This window comes from Parabacteroides sp. Marseille-P3160 (assembly GCF_900162725.1).
Taxonomy (GTDB): domain Bacteria; phylum Bacteroidota; class Bacteroidia; order Bacteroidales; family Tannerellaceae; genus Marseille-P3160.
Genome location: NZ_LT799418.1, coordinates 2,382,764 through 2,397,089 on the forward strand (window position 1 = coordinate 2,382,764; position 14,326 = coordinate 2,397,089).

General features: G+C 47.0%; 13 protein-coding genes. 9 read left to right on the forward strand and 4 right to left on the reverse strand.

Features of this window, described 5'->3' with window-relative positions:
- Nucleotides 1-31 precede the first annotated feature (31 nt).
- Together BQ8014_RS09535 and BQ8014_RS09540 are read right to left on the reverse strand one after the other, a co-directional pair.
- Nucleotides 32-1,003: a M48 family metallopeptidase gene (locus tag BQ8014_RS09535; protein WP_080904132.1), complete on the reverse strand. Its 972-nt coding sequence runs from the start codon at nucleotides 1,001-1,003 to the stop codon at nucleotides 32-34.
- Between the two features lie 15 nt (nucleotides 1,004-1,018).
- Nucleotides 1,019-1,579, reverse strand: coding sequence for a LemA family protein (locus BQ8014_RS09540; RefSeq protein ID WP_080904133.1), 561 nt, complete (start codon nucleotides 1,577-1,579; stop codon nucleotides 1,019-1,021).
- Nucleotides 1,580-2,290: 711 nt separating this feature from the next.
- On the opposite strand from BQ8014_RS09540, the gene BQ8014_RS09545 reads away from it, so the two are divergent.
- The 9 genes from BQ8014_RS09545 (at nucleotide 2,291) to glmM (ending at nucleotide 11,501) form a co-directional block, all read left to right on the forward strand.
- Nucleotides 2,291-3,529, forward strand: coding sequence for a hypothetical protein (locus tag BQ8014_RS09545; protein WP_080904134.1), 1,239 nt, complete (start codon nucleotides 2,291-2,293; stop codon nucleotides 3,527-3,529).
- An 85-nt stretch (nucleotides 3,530-3,614) separates the two neighbouring features.
- Nucleotides 3,615-5,264, forward strand: a complete 1,650-nt coding sequence (locus BQ8014_RS09550) for an OmpP1/FadL family transporter (protein ID WP_080904135.1) — start codon at nucleotides 3,615-3,617, stop codon at nucleotides 5,262-5,264.
- A gap of 226 nt (nucleotides 5,265-5,490) precedes the next feature.
- Nucleotides 5,491-6,084, forward strand: a complete 594-nt coding sequence (locus BQ8014_RS09555; protein WP_080904136.1) for an RNA polymerase sigma factor — start codon at nucleotides 5,491-5,493, stop codon at nucleotides 6,082-6,084.
- A gap of 86 nt (nucleotides 6,085-6,170) precedes the next feature.
- Nucleotides 6,171-6,344 (forward strand): hypothetical protein, encoded by a 174-nt coding sequence (locus BQ8014_RS19185; protein WP_160150064.1) that lies wholly within the window; start codon nucleotides 6,171-6,173, stop codon nucleotides 6,342-6,344.
- A 75-nt stretch (nucleotides 6,345-6,419) separates the two neighbouring features.
- Nucleotides 6,420-7,070: a ribulose-phosphate 3-epimerase gene (rpe, locus tag BQ8014_RS09560; protein ID WP_080904137.1), complete on the forward strand. Its 651-nt coding sequence runs from the start codon at nucleotides 6,420-6,422 to the stop codon at nucleotides 7,068-7,070.
- Between the two features lie 31 nt (nucleotides 7,071-7,101).
- A complete protein-coding gene (locus tag BQ8014_RS09565; RefSeq protein WP_080904138.1) occupies nucleotides 7,102-8,385 on the forward strand; it encodes a ComEC/Rec2 family competence protein in 1,284 nt (427 codons plus the stop codon).
- A gap of 43 nt (nucleotides 8,386-8,428) precedes the next feature.
- On the forward strand, nucleotides 8,429-9,484 hold the full coding sequence (locus BQ8014_RS09570) for a DHH family phosphoesterase (RefSeq protein ID WP_080904139.1): 1,056 nt from the start codon (nucleotides 8,429-8,431) through the stop codon (nucleotides 9,482-9,484).
- Between the two features lie 50 nt (nucleotides 9,485-9,534).
- Nucleotides 9,535-10,107: a DUF4827 family protein gene (locus tag BQ8014_RS09575; RefSeq protein ID WP_080904140.1), complete on the forward strand. Its 573-nt coding sequence runs from the start codon at nucleotides 9,535-9,537 to the stop codon at nucleotides 10,105-10,107.
- Between the two features lie 5 nt (nucleotides 10,108-10,112).
- Complete coding sequence (gene glmM / locus BQ8014_RS09580; protein ID WP_080904141.1) at nucleotides 10,113-11,501, forward strand: phosphoglucosamine mutase; 1,389 nt, start codon at nucleotides 10,113-10,115, stop codon at nucleotides 11,499-11,501.
- A gap of 15 nt (nucleotides 11,502-11,516) precedes the next feature.
- Here the strand turns inward: glmM and BQ8014_RS09585 are convergent, their stop codons facing one another.
- Nucleotides 11,517-11,882: a DUF3276 family protein gene (locus BQ8014_RS09585; protein WP_080904142.1), complete on the reverse strand. Its 366-nt coding sequence runs from the start codon at nucleotides 11,880-11,882 to the stop codon at nucleotides 11,517-11,519.
- 347 nt (nucleotides 11,883-12,229) lie between these two features.
- On the reverse strand, nucleotides 12,230-14,326 hold a 2,097-nt coding region (locus BQ8014_RS09590; protein ID WP_080904143.1), incomplete at its 5' end, for a beta-mannosidase.

A 14,326-nucleotide genomic window follows, 5' to 3' on the forward strand; every position in this document is an offset into this window, starting at 1 on the left:
TTGGCTGGAGCTCAGCGAGCGGGCCTGACGGTCAGAAGGCTTCCAATACCCGGATCCGCTCTTCGATCGGCGGGTGGGTGGCAAATAGTTTGCCGAAAAAGGATGGCTTTTTATCCAATGCATTTTCGATGAACAGCTGGGCGACGTCCTCGCGGGTTACCGCCTCGATGCGAGGATCCCCGGAGATTTTCCGTAGCGCCGAAGCCAGCGCCTCCGGGCGTTTGGTCATCTCCACCGCTCCGGCGTCGGCCATGTATTCCCGGTTCCGGGAGATGGCGAACCGCATGACCATGCTGATCAGATAGCCGATTGCTGCCAATACGAGGATCAGCAGGATAATAATGATGTTATTGTTGTTTTTGTTCCGGTTGTTCCCGCCTCCGGACAAGGCTCCGTAGCGTACGGAACGCATCGCCATTTCAGTCAGGAAGGCGAAGATGCCGACAAAGATGATCGAAACGATCAGCAGCCGTACATCCCGGTTCCGGATATGGGTAAGTTCGTGGGCGATTACTCCTTCCAATTCCTCGTCATTCAGTTTGTTGATGATTCCGCGCGAGAGTGTGACCGTATAGGTTTTTTCGTTGATTCCGCTGGCGAAGGCGTTCAGCGAGTCATCCTCGATCACGTTTATTTTCGGCATCGTCATCCCCTGCGACATGCAGAGGTTTTCCACTAGGTTATACACCCGCATATTCTCTTTCCGGCTCAGCGAATGGGCGGAAGTCGCCTTATTGATCATCGAGGTATGGGAGAAATAGGCAATGACGAACCATAGTCCGCAAGCCAGGACGACAAAGGGCAGGGCATTCAGGAACAGATAGTTGACCCCGTCGATGTTCACGCCCTGATCCGGCCGTTCCGAATTGGAGGCGACCAGCAGTTCCAGCAGGAAAAAGAAAAGCCAGCTCAGCGCAACCAATAAAACCGGGAAAAGAATGAGTAACAGGGCGGAACGCTGATTGTTCCGCCGTATTTGGGTCTGAATGCCGAGATATTTCATGAACGGTTATGACTGTTAGAATTTTACCTCCGGAGCCTTGTCCAGGACGGCGCGTTGGTTTTCGCCGACGTCGAACATCGGTTCCCGTTTGAATCCGAACATTCCGGCGATTAGGTTGGCGGGGAAGACTTCCACCGCATTATTATATTCCTTGGTAGCCGAATTGAAGAAACGGCGGACGGCAGCCAGCTTGTTTTCCACGTCGGAGATCTCTTCCTGCAAATGCATGAAGTTCTGGTTCGCCTTCAGCTCCGGATAGGCTTCCAGCGTGACGCGAAGTCCGGCAAGCGCGGAAGACAGCTTATTTTCAGCCACAATTTTTTCGTCGATACTGTTGGCGGAAACAGCCGCCGTACGCGCTTTGGCAAGATCGATCAGCGTTTGGTTCTCATGTTTCATATATCCCTTTACCGCCTCTACCAACTGCGGAATCAGGTCATGGCGTTGTTTCAACTGTACGTCGATGTCGGCAAACGCGTTTTCCCGATTGTTTTTGTACTTCACCAAACGGTTGTAGAGGGAGATGGAATAGAGGACGAAAAGGACGACGACAACAAGAATAATAATTAGAGTCATAATCTTTACTTATTAAATAATAATAATCGCAAATATAGCGATAATTTGTGACTAAAAAAAATCAGCAGCCCTCTATCTGTATCCCATCATGCGGGCGACCGGCAGCCCCCTCTACACATTCTCCCTGCGGGCTTTTGGCATGCTTTCAATGGAGAGGTACGCTTTCCGGTTTCCGATACCGGTAAACCGATAAACGGAATTGCTGCTATTCATTTTATCAATTGTCGCTATCAGAGACGGGGATTCTCGCAATCCGGTTGAGTGTTTCACAGCTGTAGAACACGTGTTTCACAGCCGTCAAACACGTGTTTCATATCTGTCAAACACCTGTTTTATATCCGTCAAACACCTGTTCGATAGCCATAGAACACCTTATCGGATTGACACGATGCAAGCAGAGTATATAGGGGATGTGCGAAAAGTATTTACTTTTTCTGCTTTTTCAATGCAGCGTTTGGAGGATTTATTCCATCTATATTTTAAAAGCGGAGACCGGTTACGGAGGCAGTTGGGTAATTGAAGTAGTTAAATATTCTGTAAATCAATGTCCGTTTGAGCGGAATCCATATATTTGTGAGTAACAAAGGTCTTTTCCGGATTGTTATTAAGGAAAGCGATTAAACCTTCCGGGCAACCGGAAGTCTAAAACATAAGAAGAGAAGAAATTAAAAAGGATAATGAATACTAACTAAAAGTAGAGGAGAAACAAAGATGAAAACCGTTAAACTAACCTCTTTATTAATTATGTTGCTGATGGCATTCAATGTCGCGGCACAAGAGGAATTTTTTGATGATGTGTATTTCTCTTCCGGCAAAAATACAAAAAAAGAAAAAGTCGAAGAGAAAAAAGTGATAAAGTCGGACACTCCGGTGAAACAATCGACGGTAAGCGCGCAAGCTTCCGCTTCCGCTCCGGAAATCAGCGTAGATGAATATAACAGGCGTTATGATTTCGAAGCGCCGGAAGAGGCCGTTGAAGATACGATTGCTCCGGAGGTACGTACTTCCGATAACGAATACAGCGAGCGGATTGTTCGCTACCATTCCCCCAGCACGATTACGATTGCAGGGGCTGACAATGTGAACCTGAATATCAGTGATGGCTATTATTCTTACGGATACGATACGGACTATTCGGACGGATATGCCAACGTGAATGTCAATATAGGCATCGGGAACGGCTGGGATAGCTGGGGATATTACGATCCTTGGTTCTATGGCGGCTACCGTCCCTATTGGTATTACAGCTCTTTCTATCGTCCGTACTTCGGCTTCGGCTGGGGTTGGGGAGGCTTTTATGCCGGATATTATGATCCTTGGTTCTACAACCCGTACTGGGGCTGGGGCGGCGGATATTATGGCGGCGGATATTACGGCGGCTACTGGGGTGGCGGCTGGGGCCATAATCATTACGGGCGTCCGGCTTACCGGAATGATGCGGGACGTTCGAGCGGAGCCCGCTATGCAAACGGAGGAAGAAGTTCAGGCGTTCGTTCTTCACGGGACGAATCCATCGGACGGAGTTCCGCCGGACGGACTACCTCTTTGAGAGGACGGGATGCGGCCGGTATCAGCACCAGCCGTTCGTCCGCAGGACGCAGCAGTAGTATTAACTCATCCGCGGAGCGGAGCAGCGTTGTTTCTTCGGAAGGGACTTCCACCGGACGTAGCAGCATCTCCAATACTTCACGTACGCGGGTCTCGACCTCGAGCGACCGTTCTTCGGTATCTACCGGACGTAGCAGTGCCGTTACACCGAGCAACAGTTCTTCTGTCAACAGAAGCACTCCGAGCAGCAGCTCAAGCCGTAGCAGCTACTCCGCACCGAGCAGCACACGATCCAGTTCCAGCATCAGCGCTCCATCATCCAGTGGAGGCCGTTCCAGCGGAGGCGGTAGTGTCAGCAGCGGCAGTAGCGGCGGACGTTCTTCCGGCGGAGGTCGTAGGTAATTATTTCCGAGAGATAAGAATTAAGTAAGGGTGCAATGGTAAGCGCCCTTACTTTTATAGATGAAATTTTAGAAAATAATGAAATATGAAAAGATCGTATTTATTCTTATGTATGCTATTGCTAAGTAGTGGTGTTGCGTTTGCGCAAGGAGAGATCGATGCTTACCGGCTCTCGCAGACAGAATTGAATGGGACGGCACGCTACATGGGTATGGGTGGCGCTTTCGGCGCATTGGGTGGTGATATCTCCGTGATGTCGGCCAATCCCGCAGGCCTGGGAGTTTATCGTAGTTCGGAAGTGGTAACGACCTTGAACTTGTCGATGATCAATGCACAATCCAATTGGAATGGTTCCAAAATAGATAATGATAAGACGAAATTTGACTTCGGCAATATCGCCTATGTCGGCTATGTCCCTACGGGAAAGGATGAAGGCATTATCGGTTGGAATTTCGGCTTTTCATATAATCGCATTAAAAATTTTAACCGGAATTACCGGATGTCGGGTACGCAAGGCGCCTCATTGGCTGATTATGTAGCTTCACGGGCAAGCAATGCATTCCAAGATGCCAACGGATATTATGGGATACCGGAAGGCCAACTGATATTAACGGATAATTATGATCCCTATTTTAATAAAGCCAGCGTCGGCGGTGAATCTGTCTGGTTGCCCTGGTTGCCTATATTGGGATATGAAGGAGGTTATTTCGGAACGCAATATGGACGGGATGATGTCTATCATTCCGGTTTCGGAGAGAGGACAAACGGAGTTTGGAATACATTTTCGCCTAATTTGTCCACCTTGGACGTACGTGAACGGGGCGCTATCGATGATTACACCTTTTCCTTGGCGACGAATGTTTCGAATTTCCTGTTTCTCGGCGCTTCTTTCATTGTGACCGATGTAGATTATAGTGTCAGCACTGTTTACGATGAGGATTTTCCCCAATCGGACCATCTTTACCTGGATAATCATTTGTCTACGGATGGAACAGGATATTCCTTCAATCTGGGCGCAATAGTTTCCCCGACGGATTTCCTGCGTTTGGGAGTCGCCTATAATTCACCAAAATGGTATAAGCTGAATGATTATTATTACGCAGAAGCCGGTACTTACATCCATTCATGGGAAAAGCCGAAGTTTGACGCTAATACGCCGGATGATGCGGATACTTATACTCCGTACCGCCTTCGTACGCCGGATAAATGGATTTTCAGTGCCGCCGGTATTATCGGGACACAGGCCCTGATCAGCGTAGACTACGAAATACAGAATTACAAAAACATGAATTTATCCAATCGGGAAGGCTCTGATTATGCCGATAATGATTTTATCGACCAGGATTTCGGCATGGCCCATACGATCCGTGTCGGAGCGGAATATAAACCAACTCCCCAATTTGCAGTGCGTGCCGGAGGAGTTTGGCAAACAAGCCCGATGAAATCGGACTTTAAAAACGGGAACGTGGAAGTGATGACAGCCGGAACCATTCCGAATTATACGTTGGATGCCGGAACAATCAGTACTTATTCGGTCGGTTTGGGATATCGTTTCACCCCGAATTTCTACATGGACCTAACCTGCATCTACCGGACGCAGAAAGAGAATGCCTATGCTTTTTCCAGCACATTCTATGAAGATGCGGCCTCTCATATTGCTCCGGTAGAATCCGTGCCGGCTTCGTTGAAGACAAATACGACAAGGCTTGCCTTGACTTTGGGTTATAAATTTTAACTGGCTATAAAAGCAAATAAAAATTATATTCGTGAACTTTGTACAAAAAAGCCCTCGATTCGTACATAAAACGTAGGAATTGGGGGCTTTCTTTGCATTTAACCTTAAAAACTATTGCAGTATTCAAAACTTTTTTGTTTTTTTGTTTCCGAATATAAATAAAGTCTAACATCTAAAAGAACTGCCTATTGCATAACATTACTCTTTAAACCAAAATACAGAAGTAATGAATACAATTAAATCGATGACCGACGAAGAATTGGTTATCCTTTATGCAAAGGGCGATAATGCCGCCTTCGATGTTTTGTTAAACCGATACAAAAACTGTATCCATTCTTATATCTATTTTATAGTACGCAACCGCGAACTGACGGAAGACATCTTTCAGGAAACGTTTGTAAAGGCAATCCTGACGATCCGCCAAGGGCGTTATACCGAAAGCGGCAAGTTCAAGGCCTGGATCACACGCATTGCCCATAACCTGATTATCGATTATTTTCGCCAGGAACGGAACGAAAACACGGTTTCCAATGATGAGGTGGAGATCGACTTGTTTAATGATATTAAGCTTTGTGACGGCACGGTTGAAGATCATCTGGTACGCCGCCAGGTGATGTCGGATGTCCGGAAGCTGGTGAAGCACCTGCCGGACAATCAACGCGAAGTACTGGAAATGCGTTATTACCAAGACCTGAGTTTCAAGGAAATAGCGGAGCATACGGGAGTCAGTATTAATACGGCGTTGGGACGTATGCGCTATGCGATCCTGAATATGCGTCGGATGGCTTACGAAAATAATATCGAATTATCTTTAGCCTGACATTTTTAACATTCAAAATGCGTTTCGTAGAACAATAAGTTTCTGGTAGGTTCGTTTTATCTATAAAGAAAAAACATATGAAGCCTATGAAGTATTTATTTACACGAAGCATGGAGAAAAGAGAAAATAAGGTAGGGATTGATAAAAAAAGAAAAGAAGGCCCTAAAGAAGAAACGCTTGAGTTTTTGCGGCAATTTGCTCGTATTTGCCATTCGGAAAGCGGATTAAATTCGGAATGGAGGGTGATTGTACTGAATTAAGGATCAAAAGGAAGGGGATGCCGTCAACGCATTCTCTTTTTTTATGTATTTTTGTTCCAAACTTAGTTCAATTCAATGAAACATAAAATTGCCCCTTCTTTGTTATCCGCTGATTTTCTCGATTTGAGAAAGGAAGTGGAGATGGTCAACCGGAGTGAAGCCGATTGGCTGCATCTGGATGTGATGGATGGCGTCTTTGTGCCGAATATTTCTTTCGGCTTTCCCGTGATGGAAGCGCTGAAAGAGATTTGTGAAAAACCGATGGACGTCCATCTGATGATTGTCGAGCCTCAGAAATTTATCCGGGAAGTAGCCGCTTCCGGCGCCTACCTGATGAATGTCCATTATGAAGCCTGCACCCATCTGAACCGTACGGTTGCTGCAATCAAGGATGCGGGAATGAAAGCCGGGGTGACCCTGAATCCCCATACGCCGGTTTGCTTGCTGGAAGATATTATTCAGGATGTGGATATGGTACTGCTTATGTCAGTCAATCCCGGTTTCGGCGCCCAGCGTTTTATCGAACACTCGGTTGAGAAGACGGTACGGTTGAGAGAGATGATCGAGCGGAAAGGGCTGCATACCTTGATCGAGTTGGATGGAGGGGTCAACGAACAGACCGGACGGCGCCTGTTGGATGCCGGTGCGGATGTACTGGTTGCCGGAAATTATGTCTTTAAGGCGTCGGATCCGATCGAGGCGATCCGGAAGCTGAAAGCATTGTAGAAAAACATCATACCGACCTTAACTCTGATACATGACGGACGAATTACGGAAGAGGCCTTTTGCGAGGCCTCTTTTGTTCTGGATCGCAGGCTTTGTCCTGCAACTTTGCTTTCCGGTGGCGACTGTTTCCTGGGTATTGCTTTTTCCGGTAGCCGCCGTCTTGCTCTATTCGTTTCTTCCGGTACAAAGAAAGGAAGGCTGTTCTTTTCTCTATGAATACCGTTGGGTATGGGGGCTGGCGTTCCTTTGCCTAATCCTGTTTTTATCTATCCAAATGACAGCCTATCGCGAACAAGGGCTTCTTCTTCCGCCTGCTTCTCCGAATGGATTGCAGGCGTGGGCGGCGGAGCAACAGATGCATTGGGTGGGGAAACTGGAGCGGTTACGGCTGACGGAGGCCGAACGTTCCGTATTGGCTACCTTGACGGCCGGCTACCGGCAGGCAATGGATCCGGAAGTGAACCGGCAGTTTATTGTGGCCGGTGTCGTTCATCTGCTATCGGTTAGCGGGTTTCACGTTGCAGTCGTGGGTTGTTTCGTTTCTTACTTGTTTGCGTTGCTGCCCCGCAGGCCTTTTTTCAGGTTACTCAATTTCCTGCTGACCTTTGCGGTCGTCTGGGGATATACCTGCCTGACAGGATTGGCCGTGCCGGCGGTCCGTTCGGCGGTGATGCTGACGATCTTTCTGGCCGGTAGATTGCTCCGCCGGAATACGGACAGCTACAATACGTTGTTTGCCTCCGCTTTCCTGATGCTGGTTTACCAGCCGTTTTACTTATTGGATATCGGCTTCCAACTGAGTTATCTGGCCGTGTTCTCGATTCTCTACTTCCAGCCCCGGCTAAGCCGGTGGATCCCTTTGCGTAATCCGCTGCTGAAAGCTCCCTGGGAGGCGATTACCGTGACGCTTTCCGCACAGACCGGAACCTTCTTCCTTTGTTGCTATTACTTTGGTCAATTCTCCACCGTCTTCCTTTTTACGAATTTGCCGATTACGTTTTTGTCCGGTATACTTCTGCCGGTTACCCTGCTTTGGATCGTATTACCGGAGTGGTTCCCGCTGGTTGGTTGTTTGCAGGCAGGGGCGGAGTTATTGACAAAGAGCCTTTTGTGGGTTGTGGAATCTTTCAGCCGGGTACCGGGGGCGACACTGCGGTTTCATTTCGATTTTCTCTCGATGCTGGGAGGCTATCTCCTCCTCTTTCTTCTTCTTTGCTATTGGCGGAACAGGCAGGTGAAAAGGCTCTTCTTCCTCTTGGGCGCTCTGTTTTTGTGGCTGGTTTATCAAATTATTCTGGCTTTGGGACTTCGGTAATGCTGAAAAATGCTACCTTTGCCTCTTCACAAATGATCATTTTATGCTGACAAAAATCATACGAGAAGAACAGATACAGAAAGCCAAAAAACAGGTGGAAGAATGTGACAATTTCGTGATCGTGACGCACCTTTCTCCGGACGGGGATGCCATCGGTTCTTCGCTGGGACTGTATCATTTTCTGACGGAATATGGAAAGGATCAGGTTTCCGTGATTGTTCCGAATGACTTTCCTGAATTTTTAAAATGGATGCCCGGAACGAAGGACATTGTCATCTATGAGAAATATCCTGACTTCGCGGAACAATTAATTCGGGAAGCGGAGGTCATCTTTTGCCTCGACTTTAATGCCCCGAAGCGGATTGCCGCGTTAGCTGCGCCCGTTGTGGCGGCGGATGCCGTCCGTATTATGGTGGATCACCATTTGGAGCCGGATGGCTTTTGTTCGATTGTGATGTCTTATCCCGAAATGTCTTCTACAAGTGAGATGGTCTTCCGCCTGATTTGCCGGATGGGGCAGTTCGATCTGCTTTCGAAGGAGGCCGCGGAATGTATCTATACCGGGATGATGACTGATACGGGCTCTTTCACCTATCATTCCAATGAACCGGAGATTTATGTCATTATCGGCGAACTGATCAAGAAGGGAATCGATAAGGACGCGATCTACAGGAAAGTCTACCAAGTTTATTCCGAATGGCGACTTCGCCTTTTCGGCTATGTCTTGTATGAAAAAATGAAAATGTATCCCGAACAACATGCCGCATTGATCACATTGACGAGAAAAGAGGCCGCCCGCTTCAATTATGTGTCGGGAGATGCAGAAAATTTTGTCAATCAGCCTCTCAGCATAAAAAATACGGTGTTTTCAGTATTCCTGCGGGAAGACAAAGACTATATTAAAGTGTCCTTGCGGTCGGTCGGGGACTTTCCCTGCAACCAGTTTGCCGGAACCTATTTTAACGGCGGAGGGCACAAAAACGCTTCCGGCGGGGAATTTCACGGTACCATGAAGGATGCCATCGACACTTTTGAAAAAGGATTAATGCAGTTTAATCCTAATAATTTTGAAGATTTGAATAAACATATTGAGATATAATGGATATTAGTTACTTTTGTCACAATATATATCGTTAATACTGAAAACGGATGAAAAAGGGTTTTAATATATTGATGATTGGTTTGTGTATTATAAGCATCGTAGCGTGCGATAAGACAAAATCATATACGGACTACCTGAATGATGAAAAAAAGGAGATTCGGCGCTTGATTAGTGAGAAAAAATTCGAAATATTGGATAACTATCCGGCAGACGGCGTTTTCAAAGAAAACCAGTTTGTCCAATTGCCTACAGGCGTCTACCTGAATGTGGTGGATTCCGGAAATGGAGATCGTGCAATCCTTGGGCAGACGAAGATCTTATCCCGGTTCAGTGGAGAAATATTCTTCAATCTGGATACTGCTTATAAATTCAATTTCTTTACAAACGGAAGCCAATACTTTCAGTTTACCTATGGATTGGCATTTGCGGTCGGACAGCAAGGTAATGAGGCTGAACAATATTTTCTGAGTCCCGGTTTGGAATCCGCGTTGGCTTTTGTAGGAGATAGTTCTGTCGTTCGTATGATTGTACCGTTTAAATCGGGAGTTGGAAGTGCCTATCAGATTTCTAATTACGAACCGTTATATTATGATAGAGTAAGATTTATTTTTGACAAATAGAAGATATGACGTTAATAAAATCTATTTCAGGAATTCGCGGGACGATCGGCGGGACTCCGGAGGAAGGATTAAACCCACTGTCGATCGTAAAATTCGTGGCTGCCTATGCTACGTTTATCCGTAAACATACCCCGGCTACAACCAACAAGATTGTCGTAGGTAGGGATGCGCGCATTTCCGGCCTGATGGTGAAACAAGTTGTAATCGGTACGCTGACCGCTATGGGGTTCGATGTTGTCGATATCGATCTGGCCACTACACCGACCACCGAGCTGGCTGTTGCCATGGAAAAGGCTTGCGGAGGCATTATATTGACAGCCAGCCATAATCCGAAGCAATGGAATGCCCTGAAACTTTTGAATGAGAAGGGAGAATTCCTGAATGCTACCGAAGGAAATGAAGTCCTGTCCCTTGCAGAATCCGAAGACTTTACTTTTGCGGATGTAAATCATATCGGGACGGTTATTATCGATACAAGATATAAGGAACGGCATATTGAGAGTGTTCTTAACCTCGAGCTGGTGGATGTGGAGGCAATCCGTGCCGCGAACTTCCGCGTAGCAATCGATTGTGTGAACTCGGTCGGCGGCATTGTGCTGCCGGATCTGCTTTATTCCTTGGGAGTGAAGGAGATTTTTAAACTGCATTGCAATCCTCACGGAAACTTTGCCCATAATCCCGAACCGATACCGGAAAATCTGACCGAAATTGCGGCTTTGATGAAGCATGCTAAGGCGGATGTAGGCTTTGTGGTCGATCCGGACGTAGACCGCCTGGCAATTGTCTGTGAAAATGGAGAAATGTTCGGCGAAGAATATACGCTGGTTGCCGTGAGCGACTATGTATTGAGCCAAACACCCGGTAATACGGTTAGCAACCTGAGTTCAAGCCGTGCCCTGCGGGACGTAACACGCAAGTATGGCTGCGAATATTATGCCGCAGCCGTAGGAGAGGTGAATGTCGTGGCAAAAATGAAAGAGAAGAACGCCGTCATCGGCGGGGAAGGAAACGGGGGAGTGATCTATCCCGCCAGCCATTACGGACGGGATGCCTTGGTTGGTATCGCCCTTTTCCTGACATATCTGGCTAAAAAGAAGCTGAAAGTCAGCGAACTTCGGGCTACCTATCCTCCGTATTTCATCTCAAAACAGAAAGTCCAACTGACACCGGATATCGATGTAGATGCTATCCTGCTGAAAGTGAAGGAGCAATTTGCTGCTTATGATATTACGGATATCGATGGGGTTAAGATCGATTTCGAAGACAAGTGGGTGCATTTGCGTAAGAGTAATACGGAGCCGATCATACGGATCTATTCCGAGGCGCATACGATGAAGGAAGCCGAAGAACTCGGAAACCGGCTGATTAAAATCATTGAAGACTGCGCTAAATAGAAAACAACGGCGATTTCAAAAGTTGAAATTCAGCTTGATTTCATCCGAAGGCTCTTCTTTTGAAGGGCCTTCGTCGTTAGGTTCGACAGCCCTTTCTTCTGCATCCGAATGGATGCGTATGTAGTTGATTACCTCATTCATCCCATCCAGGAACTTGGTAAAATCCTCCTGATAGATAAATATCTTGTGCTTTTCAAAGGTAATGGGTGATCCGTCTTTCGGATAATTCTTCTTACTTTCCGTAATGGCGAGAAACATATCTTCTTTCAAATTTTTCTTTACATCCAAATAATAAATTCTCGATCCGGCTTTGATTGCTTTCGAAAACAATATCTCTTTGTCACCTGCCCCTGTCTGCTTTTTGTTATTTGCCCCTTCCATAGCCCTAAACTTTTAGTCTCTCTTTTTTATTCTTATCAGCGATTTAGTAATCGTCTATATTCCTCTTCAATTTAGTACTCGATAAACAAAACAAATATGTGGTTTTTTTTTCAAATCGACAATTATTTTAACGTTTTAAATGTATTTATTCCAAAATCCGGTTTTTCCGTTTCCTTTTCACGCCTTCGGTATCGAATTGTAGGGGCGAATTGCATTCGCCCACATCATGGAACTATATATATATAACACGTTGATTTTTTATTAAATTGTATAATAGGGGCGAATGCAATTCGCCCCTACGTAATTCCCTTACGGCCCTTTTGAAGCGCCTTATAGGATATTATACTTCAATATGCCGCGCTGATGCTTTCGCTTTTCAGTTGTTTCACAAACTCTTCTTGCGGAAGCGAAGTCGTTACGTGGATCGTAGCCGGCTCGCCGGGAATCAGGTCGAAATAGTTGTCCGAAAAGAAATTATCGATCCCTTCGATACTCAGGAAGACTGCCCGGGCGAAGACGTCGGACGAAACGGTTACATCGTACCCGTCACCGGATGGAACCGCTTGGGTATGGATGTTTGCCTTGGGGAAATTGATCTCCTTGAAACGTGTCAGGAAATAATTGTTCGATACCGCTTCCTGCTTTCCGTTTTCAAAGAAACGGGCATTGACGACGACCTCGTTAGGCACCTTGCCTTTCAACAAGCTTTCGACGGAAGAGGCATACTGCACCTTGCTTGTATTGGGCGGCAAGGTGACTTTTCGGGATTCTTCGTTCACCACCTTTCCGTTGAGATCGAGGACGCGGACCTGCAGCGTTCCCTTCACCGCTTTCAGCCGGTCGGATACTACATAGACTTCCAGTTTGCCGTCTTTGGCAATCGGAGAGACCAGTATTTCGGCATAAGCTTTTTTGGTGAAATAGTGCTGTGCCTTCCAGCGGCCGTAATAGTCGCGGCTGGACCAGGAGGCTACCGGCCAACAGTCATTGTGCTGCCAGAAGAGTGAGCCCATGCAGTAGGGCATATCCCGGCGATGCGCTTCCATGGCCGTTTTAATGGCGTCTCCCTGTAAAAGCTGTCCCATATAGAGGAAATTTTGAAAATCTTTCGGCTTGCGATACTCGTTGAGCAAGTACCACTCGATCAATCCGTTGGCATGACTTCCTCCGCGTTGGTGCGCCATCATGACTTCGGAAAAGATGTTATGATCCCGTTCTTCGGGTGCATATTTAAGTATGGATTGGTATTCGGGAAAAGACTGGAAGCCATATTCGGAGAAGAAACGGGAGCGAACCACGTTATAGTTTGCAATAGAGTCTTTGCCGTGCCATACTCCCCAATAATGGGCGTCTCCGTTCGGATTCCAATTGGGTGTTCCGGTCTCCGGCTTCTCGTTCTGATTTCCATTGAAAGGAGAGGAAGGCCAGTAAAAGCGGGTCGGGTCATAGGTTTTAACCACCTCGGGCAAGACTACAAAATATTGGTCGGAGAATTGTTTCCAAAGTTTATCGGCAATCCCTTGACCCATTGCTTCATATTTTCCTTTCCATCCCCAGCCGAACCAAGCGGCTTGGTTTTCATTATTTCCGCACCAGAGGGCGATGCTCGGGTGATTTCGCAATCGTTTCACGTTTTCAATCGCTTCCTGACGAATATTTTCCAGCAAGGCGCCTTCCGCCGGATAGAGGCTGCATCCGAACATGAAGTCTTGCCATACCAAGATGCCGTATTGATCGCAAAGATCATAGAATAGGTCGTTTTCATAGAATCCGCCGCCCCATACGCGAAGCATATTCATATTTGCATTAACGGCATCGAAAATGGTTTTCTCATATTTTTCAGGGGTGACACGCGGAATAAAATTATCCTGCGGAATATAATTGGCTCCTTTGGCGAATACATTCACGCCGTTCAGGCGAAAATAGAAAGAGGTGCCTGCGGCATCCTTTTCGCGGATTACTTTCAGGTCACGCAAGCCGATACGTTCCATGCGGCTGTCGCTCTGTCCGTTCATGGTGACGGTTGCCGTAAATGGGTATAGGTGGGCTTCGCCCAAACCGTTGCTCCACCAAAGCCGCGGGTTCCTGATTGTCAGATTCGTTTCAATAAAATTGGTTCCTTTTTTCACCGGTACGGTTTGCTTCCACGTTTCTTTTACGCCGTCTGCTTTCAAATCCAAGGTTGCTTCACCGGCCTTGTCGGCTAAAACTTCGGCAATCACCTTGACCTGTGCCCGTTGGGCAGTCACGCTCTCCTGGATGTATTGGACGCTTTCGATGCGGGCGTTATTCCATCCCACCAGATAGGCCGGCCTCCAGATTCCGGCGGTAACAAGACGCGGCCCCCAGTCCCAACCGTAATGATAACCTGCCTTGCGGGCAAAGACACTCACTTTCTTGTTGAATACGCCGCCATTTTCGGACTGGTCGTTGCCGGCTTCATG